This is a genomic window from Streptomyces sp. NPDC015130 (assembly GCF_043080005.1).
Taxonomy (GTDB): domain Bacteria; phylum Actinomycetota; class Actinomycetes; order Streptomycetales; family Streptomycetaceae; genus Streptomyces.
The window spans coordinates 98422-112326 of sequence record NZ_JBIBVC010000010.1 but is presented as its reverse complement, the minus strand read 5'-3'; the positions used below and the strand labels follow the sequence as shown (position 1 = coordinate 112326).

12 protein-coding genes are annotated in these 13905 nt (G+C 72.7%); 5 read left to right on the top strand and 7 right to left on the bottom strand.

Annotation, left to right across the window (positions count from 1 at the left end; genetic code table 11):
- Nucleotides 1-2 precede the first annotated feature (2 nt).
- Entirely contained in the window at nucleotides 3-470 is a 468-nt protein-coding gene (locus ACF08F_RS22030) for a VOC family protein (RefSeq protein ID WP_392300216.1), read from the bottom strand.
- A 141-nt stretch (nucleotides 471-611) separates the two neighbouring features.
- Here ACF08F_RS22030 and ACF08F_RS22025 point away from each other — a divergent pair, with 141 nt between their 5' ends.
- Nucleotides 612-1988 carry a cytochrome P450 gene (locus ACF08F_RS22025; RefSeq protein ID WP_392300391.1) on the top strand — a complete coding sequence of 459 codons (1377 nt, stop codon included), beginning with the start codon at nucleotides 612-614 and terminating at the stop codon, nucleotides 1986-1988.
- Nucleotides 1989-2100: 112 nt separating this feature from the next.
- Here the strand turns inward: ACF08F_RS22025 and ACF08F_RS22020 are convergent, their stop codons facing one another.
- Nucleotides 2101-2583, bottom strand: a complete 483-nt coding sequence (locus ACF08F_RS22020; protein WP_392300215.1) for a glutathione peroxidase — start codon at nucleotides 2581-2583, stop codon at nucleotides 2101-2103.
- A gap of 36 nt (nucleotides 2584-2619) precedes the next feature.
- Here ACF08F_RS22020 and ACF08F_RS22015 point away from each other — a divergent pair, with 36 nt between their 5' ends.
- Nucleotides 2620-2841, top strand: a complete 222-nt coding sequence (locus ACF08F_RS22015; protein WP_392300214.1) for a DUF6011 domain-containing protein — start codon at nucleotides 2620-2622, stop codon at nucleotides 2839-2841.
- A gap of 226 nt (nucleotides 2842-3067) precedes the next feature.
- On the top strand, nucleotides 3068-4138 hold the full coding sequence (locus ACF08F_RS22010) for an RNA ligase (ATP) (RefSeq protein WP_392300213.1): 1071 nt from the start codon (nucleotides 3068-3070) through the stop codon (nucleotides 4136-4138).
- Nucleotides 4139-4155: 17 nt separating this feature from the next.
- Here ACF08F_RS22010 and ACF08F_RS22005 read toward each other — a convergent pair whose 3' ends face one another.
- Together ACF08F_RS22005 and ACF08F_RS22000 are read right to left on the bottom strand one after the other, a co-directional pair.
- The gene (locus ACF08F_RS22005) at nucleotides 4156-5019 is read right to left on the bottom strand and encodes an acyl-CoA thioesterase (protein ID WP_392300212.1); all 864 of its coding nucleotides are present in this window, start codon (nucleotides 5017-5019) and stop codon (nucleotides 4156-4158) included.
- 14 nt (nucleotides 5020-5033) lie between these two features.
- Entirely contained in the window at nucleotides 5034-7547 is a 2514-nt protein-coding gene (locus ACF08F_RS22000; RefSeq protein ID WP_392300211.1) for a DEAD/DEAH box helicase, read from the bottom strand.
- Between the two features lie 132 nt (nucleotides 7548-7679).
- Between ACF08F_RS22000 and ACF08F_RS21995 the strand changes: the two genes are divergently transcribed.
- Nucleotides 7680-8471 carry a metal-dependent hydrolase gene (locus tag ACF08F_RS21995; RefSeq protein WP_392300210.1) on the top strand — a complete coding sequence of 264 codons (792 nt, stop codon included), beginning with the start codon at nucleotides 7680-7682 and terminating at the stop codon, nucleotides 8469-8471.
- Here the strand turns inward: ACF08F_RS21995 and ACF08F_RS21990 are convergent.
- The gene (locus ACF08F_RS21990; protein WP_392300209.1) at nucleotides 8468-9217 is read right to left on the bottom strand and encodes a TetR/AcrR family transcriptional regulator; all 750 of its coding nucleotides are present in this window, start codon (nucleotides 9215-9217) and stop codon (nucleotides 8468-8470) included. The two genes, ACF08F_RS21995 and ACF08F_RS21990, sit on opposite strands and share 4 nt — an antisense overlap.
- Nucleotides 9218-9354: 137 nt before the next feature.
- Between ACF08F_RS21990 and ACF08F_RS21985 the strand changes: the two genes are divergently transcribed.
- The gene (locus ACF08F_RS21985) at nucleotides 9355-10062 is read left to right on the top strand and encodes an NAD(P)-dependent oxidoreductase (RefSeq protein WP_392300208.1); all 708 of its coding nucleotides are present in this window, start codon (nucleotides 9355-9357) and stop codon (nucleotides 10060-10062) included.
- 67 nt (nucleotides 10063-10129) lie between these two features.
- On the opposite strand, the gene ACF08F_RS21980 is transcribed toward ACF08F_RS21985, so the two are convergent.
- Together ACF08F_RS21980 and ACF08F_RS21975 are read right to left on the bottom strand one after the other, a co-directional pair.
- Entirely contained in the window at nucleotides 10130-11911 is a 1782-nt protein-coding gene (locus ACF08F_RS21980; protein ID WP_392300207.1) for an ABC transporter ATP-binding protein, read from the bottom strand.
- Nucleotides 11908-13731 carry an ABC transporter transmembrane domain-containing protein gene (locus ACF08F_RS21975; RefSeq protein ID WP_392300206.1) on the bottom strand — a complete coding sequence of 608 codons (1824 nt, stop codon included), beginning with the start codon at nucleotides 13729-13731 and terminating at the stop codon, nucleotides 11908-11910. The genes ACF08F_RS21980 and ACF08F_RS21975 overlap by 4 nt, the downstream gene beginning before the upstream one ends.
- Between the last annotated feature and the right edge of the window lie 174 nt (nucleotides 13732-13905).

Here is a 13905-nt window from a genome sequence, read left to right as displayed (position 1 = left end):
TCTCACACGAGGCAGAACTCGTTGCCCTCCGGGTCCTGGAGCACCACCGCGTAGTAGTCCATGCCGTTCGGCTCGTCCATCGCGTACAGGATCGTCGCCCCCAGGGCCGTCAGCCGGGCCACCTCGCCGTCCACCCGCTCCCGGCGCACCGCGAGCGGGACCTCACGGCCGCCGCCGACCTTGAGGTCGAGGTGGACGCGGTTCTTGACGGTCTTCGGCTCGGGGACCCGCTGGAACCACACGCGGGGGCCCACGCCCTTCGGGTCCACGATGGACTCGGGCAGCTCCCCGGCGTCCCCCTCCAGCTCCTCCTCGGGCACGCCGATCGCCCGCCAGTACTCCCGCCAGGAGGCGTGTCCGGCGGGCGGCGGGTCGGGGACGTACCGCAGGGCCTCCAGCCAGAAGGGCACGAGTCGCTGGGGGTCCGCGCAGTCGATCGTCAGCTGCAGCGTGAGCTCGGGTCGGTCCATGGGACGAGCCTCGCAGACCCCACTGACAATCGCCCGGGACGGACCAAGCCGCCCCGTGCGGAAGGGTGTTCGTCCCGCTCTTCCGGTGGATCACCCCCCTGGGGGAGAATCGCCCCGCCGGTGACGACCAAGGGGGAACCGATCGTGGCCACCACCAAGCGGGCCGAAGCGCCCGAACTCGCGGGAAGTCCGCTTCTCGGCTCCATGCTCGACCTCAAGAACGACTCGCTGGGGACCTTCCTGCGCGCCCGCCGCGACCACGGCGACGTCGTCCGCATCACCGCCGGACCGCCCGGGATGCGCGCCACCGTCTACGGCGTCTTCTCCGCCGAGGGCGTACAGCAGGTCCTCGCCGGCGAGTCGGCCAACTTCCGCAAGGACAACGCCTTCTACCAGGAGATCCGCGAGTCCTTCGGCAACGGCCTGCTCACCAGCCAGGACGAGGACTACCTGCGCCAGCGCCGGCTCGTCCAGCCCCTCTTCACCAGGCGCCGCGTCGACGGCTACGCCGCCGCCGTCGCCGCCGAGGTCACCGGTCTCACCGAGGAGTGGCAGGAGGGCACCGCCTTCACCGTCGACGTCCTCCAGGAGATGACCCGGCTCGCCCTGCGCGCCGTCGCCCGCATCCTCTTCGGCGGCGACGTCGACGCGGCCGTCGAGGTCGTCGAGCGCTGCTTCCCCGAGGTCGGCGCCTACGTCCTCCGCCGCGGCTACTCGCCGCTCAAGACCCCCCGCGACTGGCCCACCCCCGGCAACCGCCGGGCCGCCGCCGTCCACCAGGCGCTGTACGAGGTCTGCGACCGGATCATCGCCGACCGCCGGGCGTCCGGCCGTGCCCCCGGCGACGGCCAGGACCTCCTCACCCTCCTCGCCGAGGCCGAGAGCGCCGAGGACGGCAGCTTCAGCGCCACCGAGCTCCGCGAGCAGGTCCTCGTCTTCCTCGTCGCCGGCCACGAGACCACCGCGACCTCCCTCGGCTTCGCCCTCCACCTCCTCGGACTGCACCCGGAGGTCCAGAAGCGGGCGCACGAGGAGGTCGACCGGGTGCTCGCGGGACGCACCCCCGGCGCGGCCGACCTGGACTCCCTGCCGTACGTCACCCAGGTCCTCAAGGAGGCCATGCGGCTCTTCCCGGCCGCGCCCGCCATCGGCCGCCGCGCCGTCGCCGCCACCGAGATCGACGGCGTCACCGTCCCGGCCGGCGCGGACGTCGTCGTCCTCCCCTGGGTCACCCACCGGCACCCCGCCTACTGGGAGGACCCGGAGCGCTTCGACCCCGACCGCTTCACCCCCGAGGCGGAGGCCGCCCGCCCCCGGTACGCCTGGTTCCCCTTCGGCGGCGGTCCGCGCGCCTGCATCGGCCAGCACTTCTCGATGCTGGAGTCCGTGATCGCCCTGGCCATGCTCCTGCAGAAGTACGAGTTCGAGGCCGTCGACACCGAGGTCCCGGTCGCCCCGGCGATCACCCTCCAGGCGACGGGCCCGGCCCGCTGCCGGCTCCGCCCCCGCACCACCTGAGCCGCCCCGGACGACCGAGCCCCCGGACACCGTCACCGACGGCGTCCGGGGGCCACGACCCGCCTCGTACGGGCTGCGCCTCGAACGGGCCCCGCCTCGGACGAGCTGTGCCTCAGACGAGCTGCGCCTCGATCGCGGCGAGGACCTCCGCGGCCTCCGGCTCGGTGCGCGGACGGAAGCGGGTGACCCCGCCGTCCTTGCCGACGAGGAACTTCTCGAAGTTCCACTGCACGTCACCGGCCTCGCCCTCGGCGTCGGCGACCTTGGTCAGCTCCTTGTAGAGCGGGTGGCGGCCCTCGCCGTTCACGTCCGTCTTCTCAAGGAGCGGGAAGGACACCCCGTACGTCGCCGAGCAGAAGGTCTGGATCTCGTCCGCGCTGCCCGGCTCCTGGCCCGCGAACTGGTTGCACGGCACGCCGAGCACGGTGAAGCCGCGCTCCCCGTACTCCTTCTGCAGCCGCTCCAGACCCGCGTACTGCGGGGTCAGACCGCACTTCGAGGCCACGTTCACGACGAGGACCGCGCGGTCCCGGTAGTCGGCGAGGGAGACGGCCTCCCCGCTCAGGGTCTTCAGGGGGATGTCGTACAGGGTCATGGACCGCTCCTGGTCGAAATGGGGTTTGATCTCGGTATGGGTGAAGAACGACTGGCGATCGCGATCGATTCCGCGACCGGGGAAGAACCCCGCAGGGTGTGCTGCCGGCTCTGCGGCCGCCCCCTGACCGGCACGGACTCCCGCCGCACGGGCCTCGGCCCGACCTGCGACGCCAAACTGCACCCGCCGGGCCCCGACATCCGCTCGCGCCGCCACGAGGTCGTCCAGGACACCCTCCCGGGCATCGAAGACGCCTAGGCCCTGTCGTCAAACTCCCGCCTGCCCTGCGGCGAGCACGCACCTGCCGCCGCAGGGCCCGCCCTTCGGGCGGACGACGGGAGTTTGACGACAGGACCTAGGGGTCGGTGGCCGCGGGCTCCGGAACCCGGCGAGGGTAGCAGGCGGGAAAACGATGGCCCAGGGAAATTCGCGTCGGCACAGTGATCACCGATGAGATCGAAACCCGAGCCACCGGAGTCCTGACATGTCGACCCTGCGCGTCACCGCCGAAGTCCTGACCGTCCACCCCCACCCCAACGCCGACGCCCTGGAACTCGCCCAGGTCGGCCTCTACCGCGCCGTCGTCGCCAAGGGTGCCTACCGGACCGGCGACACGGCCCTCTACATACCGGAGCAGGCGGTCCTGCCCGCCGCCCTCGTCGACGAGCTCGGGCTGACCGGCCGCCTGGCCGGGAAGGACTCCGACCGGGTCAGGGCCGTACGACTGCGAGGCGAACTGTCGCAGGGCATCGTGTGCCGCCCCGGCGCCCTCGCCGGCACCGACCTGGAGCGCGCCGCCGCCGAGCGGACCGACTTCGCGGAGGCGCTCGGCATCACCAAGTGGGTCCCACCGGTCCCGACCACCATGAACGGCGACGTCGAGGCGGCACCCGACCTGCTGCCCTGGGTCGACATGGAGAACCTCCAGCGCTACCCGGACATCTTCGAGCCCGGCGAGCCCGTCGTCCTGACGGAGAAGCTCCACGGCACGGCCTGCCTGCTGACCTGGCACGCCGAGGAGGGACGCGTCCAGGTCAGTTCCAAGGGATACGGGGCGAAGGGCCTCGCCCTCCAGGAGGACCCCCGCAACCTCTACTGGCGCGCCGTCCACGCGCACGGACTGCCCGCCCTCGCGGAGCGGCTCGCCGCCCGCCTCGGCGCCCGCCGTGTGGGGCTCTTCGGCGAGGTCTACGGCGCCGGGGTGCAGGACCTCACCTACGGCTCCGACGCCCGCTCCGGCACCGTCGGCTACGCGCTCTTCGACGTGTCGGCCGAGATCGACGGCCAGGTCCACTGGCTGACCCCCGCCGAGGTCCTCGACCCCGGCGAGGTGCCGCTCGTCCCCAGCCTCTACAGCGGCCCGTACGACCTGGACACCGTCCTCGCGCACGCCACCGGCCGCGAGACCGTCTCCGGGCGCGAGGCGCACCTGAGGGAGGGCGTCGTCATCCGCCCGGCCACCGAGCGGTACAGCCCGGTCGTCGGCGGCCGGGCCATCGCCAAGGCGGTCAGCCCGGCCTACCTGACCCGCAAGGGCGGCACGGAGTACGAGTGACCGCCCCGGGGCGCCCCTCACAGTTCGCGGAACAGGCCCTCCTGGACCACGGACACGAGGAGGCGCCCCTCGCGGTCGTAGATCCGGCCCCGCGCGAGTCCCCGGCCGCCCGTCGCGATCGGGGACTCCTGGTCGTACAGGAACCACTCGTCGGCGCGGAACGGACGGTGGAACCACATCGCGTGGTCCAGCGACGCCATGTCGAACCCGCGCGGTCCCCACAGGGGCTCCACGGGGATCCGGACGGCGTCCAGGAGCGTCATGTCCGAGGCGTACGTCAGCGCGCAGGTGTGCACCAGCGGGTCGTCGCCCAGCGGCCCCACGGCCCGCATCCACACCGCCGAGCGCGGGTCCGCGCCCTTGACCTCGTCCCGGGTCCAGCGCAGCCGGTCCACGTACCGGATCTGGAAGGGCTGCCGCCGGGCCATGCGTTCGAGGGCCTCCGGCAGCGCGCCGAGGTGTTCGCGGATCTCGTCGGCGAGGTCCGGAAGGCTCTCCGGGTCGGTCAGGTGCCGCGGCGGCAGCTGGTGCTCGAACGCGCCCTTCTCCGGCTTGTGGAAGGAGGCCGTCAGATTGAAGATCGTCCGGCCCTCCTGCACGGCCGTGACCCGGCGGGTCGTGAACGACCGCCCGTCCCGGACCCGCTCCACCTGGTAGACGATCGGCACGCCGGGCCGGCCCGGCCGCAGGAAGTAGGAGTGCAGCGAGTGCACCGGCCGGTCGCCCTCGGTGGTGCGGCCGGCCGCCACGAGGGCCTGGCCGGCGACCTGCCCGCCGAAGACCCGCTGCAGCGACTCCTGCGGGCTCCGCCCGCGGAAGATGTTGACCTCGATCTGCTCCAGGTCGAGCAGATCGACGAGCCTCTCGGCGGGATTGCTCACGTCAGCCCTCTCCTCTACAGCTGTCCGACGGACGTCACGCGGACGACCGCGCGGCCCTCCTCGTCGGAGGCCGCGAGATCCACCTCCGCGCTGATGCCCCAGTCATGGTCGCCGTTCGGGTCGGCGAAGGTCTGGCGGACGCGCCACAGGCCGTGCGCCGGGTCCTCCTCGATGGCCAGGAGCTTCGGGCCGCGCGCGTCCGGGCCCGTACCGAGGTCGTCGTGCTCGTCCCAGTACGCGTCCATCGCCTCGCCCCACGCGTCCGCGTCCCAGCCGGACTCCGCGTCCAGCTCGCCCAGCGCGTCCACGTTGTCGAGCGCCGCCAGCTCCACCCGGCGGAACATCGCGTTGCGCACGAGGACCCGGAAGGCGCGGGCGTTCGCCGTGACCGGCTTGACCTGGTCGGCCTTCTCCTGGGCCTCCTCGGCCGTCTGCACCTCCGGGTTGGCCAGCTGCTCCCACTCGTCGAGCAGCGAGGAGTCCACCTGCCGCACCATCTCGCCCAGCCAGGCGATCAGGTCCTCCAGGTCCTCCGTCTTCAGGTCGTCCGGGATGGTGTGGTCGAGCGCCTTGTACGCGCTCGCGAGGTAGCGCAGGACGATGCCCTCGGTCCGCGCCAGCTCGTACCAGGACGTGAACTCCGTGAACGTCATGGCGCGTTCGTACATGTCACGGATGACCGACTTCGGCGAGACCGGGTGGTCGCCGACCCACGGGTGGGACTTCCGGTAGACGTCGTACGCGTGCCAGAGCAGCTCCTCCAGCGGCTTCGGGTACGAGATCTCCTGGAGCCGCTCCATCCGCTCCTCGTACTCGACGCCGTCGCGCTTCATCTGCCCGACGGCCTCGCCGCGCGCCTTGTTCTGCATCGCGGCCAGGATCTGGCGGGGGTCGTCGAGCGTCGACTCGACGACCGACACCATGTCGAGCGCGTACGAGGGGGACTCCGGGTCCAGCAGGTCGAAGGCCGCGAGCGCGAACGTCGACAGCGGCTGGTTCAGCGCGAAGTCCTGCTGGAGGTCGACCGTCAGCCGGATCGTGCGGCCCTCGGCGTCCGGGGTGTCCAGCTGCTCCACCACACCGCCGTCGAGCAGCGAGCGGTAGATCGCGATGGCCCGGCGGATGTGCCGCAGCTGCGCCTTGCGCGGCTCGTGGTTGTCCTCCAGGAGCTTGCGCATCGCCTCGAAGGCGTTGCCCGGCCGGGCGATCACCGAGAGCAGCATGATGTTGGTGACCTTGAAGCGGGAGGTCAGCGGCTCCGGCTCGGAGCCGATCAGCTTCTCGAAGGTGGTGTCGCTCCAGGCGACGAAGCCCTCCGGGGCCTTCTTGCGGACGACCTTGCGGCGCTTCTTCGGGTCGTCGCCGGCCTTCGCGAGCGCCTTCTCGTTCTCGATGACGTGCTCGGGCGCCTGCGCGACGACGTAGCCGGCCGTGTCGAAGCCGGCCCGGCCGGCCCGGCCCGCGATCTGGTGGAACTCACGGGCCCGGAGGGTGCGCACCCGGTTGCCGTCGTACTTCGTCAACGCCGTGAACAGCACCGTGCGGATGGGCACGTTGACGCCGACGCCCAGCGTGTCCGTCCCGCAGATCACCTTCAGCAGACCGGCCTGGGCCAGCTTCTCGACGAGCCGCCGGTACTTGGGCAGCATGCCCGCGTGGTGCACGCCGATGCCGTGGCGGACGTACCGCGAGAGGTTCTGCCCGAACTTGGTGGTGAAGCGGAAGTTGCCGATCAGCTCGGCGATCTTGTCCTTCTCCTCGCGCGTGCACATGTTGATGCTCATGAGCGACTGGGCCCGCTCGACGGCCTGGGCCTGCGTGAAGTGGACGATGTAGACCGGGGCCTGCCTGGTCTCCAGGAGCTCCGTCAGGGTGTCCGTGATCGGCGTCAGCTCGTACTCGTACGAGAGGGGCACCGGCCGCGTCGCCGAGCGGACCACCGAGGTCGGCCGTCCGGTCCGCCGCGTCAGGTCCTTCTCGAACATCGACACGTCGCCGAGCGTCGCCGACATGAGGACGAACTGCGCCTGCGGCAGTTCGAGGATCGGGATCTGCCAGGCCCAGCCGCGGTCCGCCTCCGCGTAGAAGTGGAACTCGTCCATGACGACCTGGCCGATGTCCGCGTACTTGCCGTCGCGCAGCGCGATCGAGGCGAGCACCTCGGCGGTACAGCAGATGACCGGCGCGTCCGCGTTCACGGAGGCGTCGCCGGTGAGCATGCCCACGTTCTCCGTGCCGAAGATCTTGCACAGGTCGAAGAACTTCTCCGACACCAGCGCCTTGATCGGCGCCGTGTAGAAGGTGACCTGGTCGTTCGCGAGGGCCGTGAAGTGCGCCGCCGCCGCGACCAGCGACTTGCCCGAGCCGGTGGGGGTGGACAGGATCACGTTCGCCCCGGACACCACCTCGATCAGCGCCTCCTCCTGGGCCGGGTAGAGCGTGATGCCCCGGTCCTCGGCCCAGGAGGAGAAGGCCTCGAAGAGGGCGTCGGGGTCGGCTGTCGGCGGAAGGCGATCGATAAGGGTCACGCCCCCATCTTGCCTGGATTCCGTTCGGATGAGGCAACCGGCCGGAGGCCTTCTTGATCACGGACGGTAGGCTCGTCCGTCGACCGGTCGTCAACTGAGCGCCGGCGCGCGAGAAACGGGGCGGCAGCGACCATGATGGGACCGGCGCACTCACTGTCCGGAGCGGCGGCCTGGCTGGGCGTCGGAGCGGCCGCCGCCGCCTTCGACCACCCCATGCCGTGGCCGGTCCTCCTCGTCGGCGCCCTCATCTGCGCCGGCGCCGCCCTCGCCCCCGACCTCGACCACAAGTCGGCGACGATCTCCCGTGCCTTCGGTCCGGTCTCCAAGCTCCTCTGCGAGATCGTCGACAAGCTCTCGTACGCCGTCTACAAGGCCACCCGCTCCTCCGCCGACCCCCGCAGGTCCGGCGGACACCGGACGCTCACCCACACCTGGCTCTGGGCGGTCCTGATCGGTGGGGGTGCCTCCGCGGCGGCGGTCACCGGGGGCCGGTGGGCGGTCCTCGCCATCCTCTTCGTCCACCTGGTCCTCGCCGTGGAAGGGCTGCTGTGGCGGGCCGCCCGGATGTCCAGCGACGTCCTGGTCTGGCTGCTCGGCGCCACCAGCGCCTGGATCCTCGCGGGCGTCCTCGACAAGCCCGGCAACGGCGCGGACTGGTTCTTCACCGGCCCCGGTCAGGAGTACCTCTGGCTCGGCCTGCCGATCGTCCTGGGCGCCCTCGTCCACGACATCGGCGACGCCCTGACGGTCTCGGGCTGCCCGATCCTCTGGCCCATCCCGGTGGGCCGCAAGCGCTGGTACCCGATCGGCCCGCCCAAGGGGATGCGCTTCCGGGCCGGCAGCTGGGTCGAGCTCAAGGTCCTCATGCCCGCCTTCATGGTCCTCGGCGGCGTCGGCGGAGCCTCGGCGCTCGGCTTCCTCTAGGGGGTCGGGGGGACGGGGACGCCCAGCGTCCCTACGAGCTGGGCCAGTTCCTCCTGGAAGAGCTTGTCCGGGCTCGCGGTCTGGCGCCGCAGGTGCCCGTACACCTCCAGGGTCACCAGGCCGTGCAGGCGTCCCCAGAGGCGCAGGGCCAGCGCGACGGCGGCCGGCGGCAGCCCGGGGAAGGTCGGCCGCACCTTGTCGAGGAGTCCGGCGTCGAAGTCGGACCAGGTGAACGCGGAGTCCCGGTAGAGGGGTTCGGCGTACGGCCAGGCCGCCGCGGCGAGCCCGGCGAGGCCGGTGCACACCCGGCGGGCCGCGTCCGGTGCCGGGCCGCCCTCGGGGGCCACGTAGCCGGGGACGGGGTCGCCGTAGACGAGCCGGAAGCCCTCGGGGTTGGCCAGGGCCCAGCCGCGGAAGGCGTGGGACCAGGCCAGGATCCGGGCGGCCGGGTCCTCGGCGGGGGCGTTCGCCCAGGCCGCGTCCACGGCGTCGGCCAGCGCGGAGTACACGTCGTCGATGAGCGTGGTGACCAGGTCGTCGCGCGTGGGGAAGTAGCCGTAGATCGCGTTCGCCGTCATGCCCATCTCGCGGGCGATGGCCCGCAGGGTGATCGCGTCGGGCCCGCCGGAGGCCATCAGCCGCAGGGCCGTGTCCTTGATCTCGGCGGTCGTCTCGGCCCGTAGCCGCTCACGGCGTCCCCGCGCGGCCGGTCGCGTTCCTGTCCGTGCTTCCGAAGTCCCGGTCATCCGGCAACCCTACCCTCTGACCGAGGGCCGTATCGAAACTGCACGCCGTGAACTTCACGGCGTATAGTTTCCGCACGGCGTCACGTCAGGCGTCGTGGACGCGAACACAGCCGTGGACGCGAACACAGGGGAGAGTCATGCGCATCGGAGTCATCGGAGCCACCGGCACCATCGGCAGCCGGGTCGTCACGGAGGCCCTCGAACGCGGGCACCACATCAGTGCCTTCGGCCGCGACACCACCGAGGCGGCGGCCGGCGAGACCCGCGAGAACATCACCTGGGCGAGCCTCGACGTCCTCGACCCCGCCGGCATCGCGGCCGTCCTGCCCGGGCTCGACGTCCTGATCAGCGCCTTCCAGCCGGGCAACGCCGCCCTGGACCTCGCCGACACCGTGCGGCGCTCCGTCGCCGACGCCACCGTCTACGCCACCGCCGCCCGCGCCCTGCTCAAGGCGTTGGAGACCCACCCCAGGACCCGGCTCATCGTCGTCGGCGGTGCCGGCAGCCTGGAGATCGAGCCGGGACTGGTACTCGCGGACGCCGAGGACAGGCTCCACGAGACGCTCGACTCCGTCGGTCTGCCCCGCGCCTACGCGGCGGCGGTACGCGGCCACCGGGACGCCCTGAACGTGCTGCGCACCTCCAACCGTCGCTGGACCTACTTCAGCCCCGCCGAGGACATCGCGCCCGGTGAGCGCACCGGCCGCTTCCGGCTCGGCGAGGACCAGCCGGTCCGGGACGCCGAGGGCCGCAGCCGTGTCTCCGCGGAGGATGCGGCCGTGGCCCTGGTCGACGAGGCGGAACTGCCCCGTCACGTCCAGCGCCGGTTCACCGTCGGCTACTGAGCCGCCGGACCCCCGCCGCCCGGGCACCCTGCTCCCTCGCGGCGGGGGCCGTGACGGCTCGTGGCGGTCAGCCGTGCCAGGACCGCCACAGTGCCGCGTACGCGCCGTCCGCCGCCACCAGTTCGTCGTGGCTGCCCAGCTCGCTGATCCGGCCGGCCTCGACCACCGCGATCAGGTCGGCGTCGTGCGCGGTGTGCAGGCGGTGCGCGATGGCCACGACCGTGCGCCCGTCGAGGACCCGGGCGAGGGAGCGCTCCAGGTGCCGGGCCGCCCTCGGGTCGAGGAGCGAGGTCGCCTCGTCCAGGACCAGCGTGTGCGGGTCCGCGAGGACGAGCCGGGCCAGCGCCACCTGCTGCGCCTGCGCCGGGGTCAGCGAACGGCCGCCCGAGCCGACCTCCGTGTCCAGGCCCTCGTCGAGGCCCCGGGCCCAGCCGTCCGCGTCCACCGCGGCCAGGGCCTCCCACAGGTCCTCGTCGGCGGCGCCGGTCCGGGCGAGCAGCAGGTTGTCACGGAGCGAGCCGACGAAGACGTGGTGCTCCTGATTGACCAGGGCCACGTGCTCGCGGACCCGCTCGGCCGGCATCCGCGCCAGCTCGGCGGCGCCGAGGGTGACCGAACCCGCCCTCGGGGCGTAGATGCCCGCGAGCAGCCGGCCGAGCGTGGACTTCCCCGCGCCGGACGGGCCCACGAGGGCGAGCCGGGTGCCCGGCGCCACCTTCAGGGACACCTCGTGCAGCACGTCGACGCCCTCGCGGTAACCGAACCGGACCTCGTCCGCGTGGACCGCCCGACCGTCCGGCCGCACCTCGTGGTCGCCCGGGGCCGGTTCGATGTCCCGGACGCCGACCAGCCGGCCCAGCGAGACCTGCGCGACCTGGAGCTCGTCGTACCAGCGGAGCACGATCCCGATCGGGTCCACCAGCATCTGGGCGAGCAGCGCGCCCGTCGTCAGCTGGCCCACGTCGATCCAGCCCTGGAAGACGAAGACCCCGCCGAGGAGGAGGACACCGCACAGCACCGTGGTGTGTGTGAGCGTGACGACCGGGAAGAGCACCGACCGCAGGAACAGCGTGTACCTCTCCCACGCGACCCACTCGGTGATGCGCCGGTCGGAGAGGGCCACGCGCCGCGCGCCGAGGCGGTGCGACTCGACGGTGCGCCCCGCGTCGACCGTCTCGGCCAGCGCGGCGGCCACCGCCGCGTACCCCGCGGACTCCGAGCGGTACGCGGACGGCGCCCGCTTGAAGTACCAGCGGCAGCCCACGACGAGCACCGGCGCGGCGAGCAGCGCCGCGAGCGCGAGCGGCGGCGCGGTCACCGCGAGCCCGCCGAGCAGCAGTCCCACCCAGACGACGCCGATGGCCAGCTGGGGCACGGCCTCGCGCATGGCGTTGGCGAGCCGGTCGATGTCCGTGGTGATACGGGACAGCAGGTCGCCGGTCCCGGCCCGTTCGAGGACGCCGGGCGGCAGGCCGACGGAGCGGACGAGGAAGTCCTCGCGCAGATCGGCGAGCATCTCCTCGCCGAGCATCGCCCCGCGCAGCCGGACGAGCCGCACGAAGACCGTCTGGACGAGCAGGGCGACCGCGAACAGCGCCACCGTCCGCTCCAGATGGAGGTCACGGGCCCCGGCGCTCAGCTCGTCGACCACCGAGCCGAGGAGGTACGGTCCGGCCATCGAGGCGATCACGGCGACCGCGTTCACCCCGATCAGCAGCGCGAACGCCCGGCGGTGCCGGCGCAGCAGCTCCCGTACGTAGATCCGTACGGTCGGGCCGGCCGCGACGGGCAGCGTCGTCGCCGTCGTGGGGGCCGCCGGGTCGTACTCCGGTGGCGCCAGGCCGATCATGCCGTTTCCCCTTCCAGTGCTTCGAGTTCGTCCGTGTCGATGTCGTCGAGGCGACCGGCCGCCGCGGCGAGCTCCTCGTCCGTCTCGCGGGTGACGACCGCGCGGTAGCGGGGTTCCTTCGCGAGCAGTTCACGATGGGTGCCGACGGCGACCGCCTGCCCGTCGTGGACCAGGACGACGCGGTCGGCGCGGTCCAGGAGCAGCGGCGAGGAGGCGAGGACCACGGTGGTCCCGCCCGCGCGCAGCCGGGCGATCCCGTCGGCCACCCGGGACTCCGTGTGCGAGTCGACCGCCGAGGTCGGCTCGTCCAGGACGAGCACCTCCGGGTCGGTCACCAGGGAGCGGGCGAGCGCGAGCCGCTGGCGCTGGCCGCCGGAGAGCGACCGGCCCCGCTCGGTGATCCGCGTCCGCATCGGGTCTCCGCCGGTGTCGACGGAGGCCTGTGCGAGCGCGTCCAGGACGTCCCCGCACTGGGCCGCGGCGAGCGCGTCCTCGGCCCGGACCGCGCCCGAGGAGGGGACGTCCAGGAGCTCCCCGAGGGTGCCCGAGAGCAGCACAGGGTCCTTGTCCTGGACGAGGACGGCCGTACGGGCGGCCGCCAGCGGCAGCTCGTCCAGCGGGACCCCGCCGAGCAGGACCGAGGTGTGCCCCTTGTCCCGCTCCGCCGGGTGCCCGCCGAGCCGGTCCGCGAGCCGGCCGGCCAGGTCGGGGTCGCCGCAGACGACGGCGGTGAACCGCCCGGCCGGGGCGACGAGCCCGGTCACCGGGTCGTACAGGTCGCCGGTCGCCGCGCGCTCCGCACCCGCGGTGTCGGTGGTGGTCGTGGTGCGGGTCAGGGAGAGGACCCGGGCGGCCCGCTTCGCCGACGGCCGGGAGAAGGAGAACGCCATCGCGATCTCCTCGAAGTTCCGCATCGGGTGATGGGTGAGGGCCACGGCGCCGTAGACGGTGACGAGTTCGCCGACCGTGATCCGCCCGTCGAGCGCGAGCCGCGCGCCGTACGCCACGACGACGATGAGCAGGACGCCGGGCAGGAGCACCTGGATCGCGGCGATCAGCGCCCACATCCGCGCGCTGTGCACGGCGGCCCTGCGGACCTCCTGGGAGGCGGCGCGATAGCGGCCGAGGAACAGCTCCTCGCCGCCGATGCCGCGCAGGACGCGGAGTCCGGCGACGGTGTCGGAGGCCAGCTCGGTGGCCTTGCCCGCCTTCTCGCGCTGGACGTCGGCCCGGCGCGTCGCGCGGGGGAGGAGCGGCAGCACGGCGAGGGCGAGGACGGGCACGCCGACGGCGACCACGACGCCCAGGGCGGGCTGGTAGACGACGAGGGCCACGCAGACGATCAGCAGCGAGACGGCGGCGGCGGCGAACCGGGAGAGCGCCTCGACGAACCAGCCGATCTTCTCGACGTCGCCCGTGGACACGGAGACGACCTCGCCCGCGGCGACCCGCCGGGTCAGGACCGAGCCGAGCTCGGCGGTCTTGCGGGAGAGGAGCTGCTGGACCCGCGCGGCGGCGGTGATCCAGTTGGTGACGGCGACGCGGTGGAGCATCGTGTCGCCGACCGCGATGGCGAGCCCGCAGCCCACGAGCAGTCCCGCGGCGAGGGCGAGCCGTCCGCCGTCGTGGTCCACGACCGCCTGGACGGCGACGCCGACGCCGAGCGGCAGCCCGGCGATGCCCAGCTGGAGGAGCAGTCCCCACAGCAGGGCCTTCACCTGTCCGCCGAGCTGGTTGCGGCCGAGCCAGAGCAGGAACCGGGTGCCCGAGCGGACGTCGGGGACCCCTGGGTCGGCGTACGGAAGATGTCGAATCTGCATGGCGTCCCAGGGTCTCCGGGTCTGTCTGGGTGGGGGATCACGCGCGCCGGGGGTGCGACGGCGGAGTGGAAACCGTGCAAGGTTCGCTTTTTCCCCTGGGGGCGGCAATCGATTTTCCCCAGGAGGGAACAGATCGCGCCATGTCCGCTCATCGCCCTCTGGACCGCGCCGAGG

Coding starts and splice junctions, on each gene's coding strand:
- ACF08F_RS22030 (WP_392300216.1), bottom strand. CDS start 470: ATGGACCGACCCGAGCTCACGCTGCAGCTGACGATCGACTGCGCGGAC.
- ACF08F_RS22020 (WP_392300215.1), bottom strand. CDS start 2,583: ATGACCCTGTACGACATCCCCCTGAAGACCCTGAGCGGGGAGGCCGTC.
- ACF08F_RS22015 (WP_392300214.1), top strand. CDS start 2,620: ATGGGTGAAGAACGACTGGCGATCGCGATCGATTCCGCGACCGGGGAA.
- ACF08F_RS22010 (WP_392300213.1), top strand. CDS start 3,068: ATGTCGACCCTGCGCGTCACCGCCGAAGTCCTGACCGTCCACCCCCAC.
- ACF08F_RS21995 (WP_392300210.1), top strand. CDS start 7,680: ATGATGGGACCGGCGCACTCACTGTCCGGAGCGGCGGCCTGGCTGGGC.
- ACF08F_RS21990 (WP_392300209.1), bottom strand. CDS start 9,217: ATGACCGGGACTTCGGAAGCACGGACAGGAACGCGACCGGCCGCGCGG.
- ACF08F_RS21985 (WP_392300208.1), top strand. CDS start 9,355: ATGCGCATCGGAGTCATCGGAGCCACCGGCACCATCGGCAGCCGGGTC.
- ACF08F_RS21980 (WP_392300207.1), bottom strand. CDS start 11,911: ATGATCGGCCTGGCGCCACCGGAGTACGACCCGGCGGCCCCCACGACG.
- ACF08F_RS21975 (WP_392300206.1), bottom strand. CDS start 13,731: ATGCAGATTCGACATCTTCCGTACGCCGACCCAGGGGTCCCCGACGTC.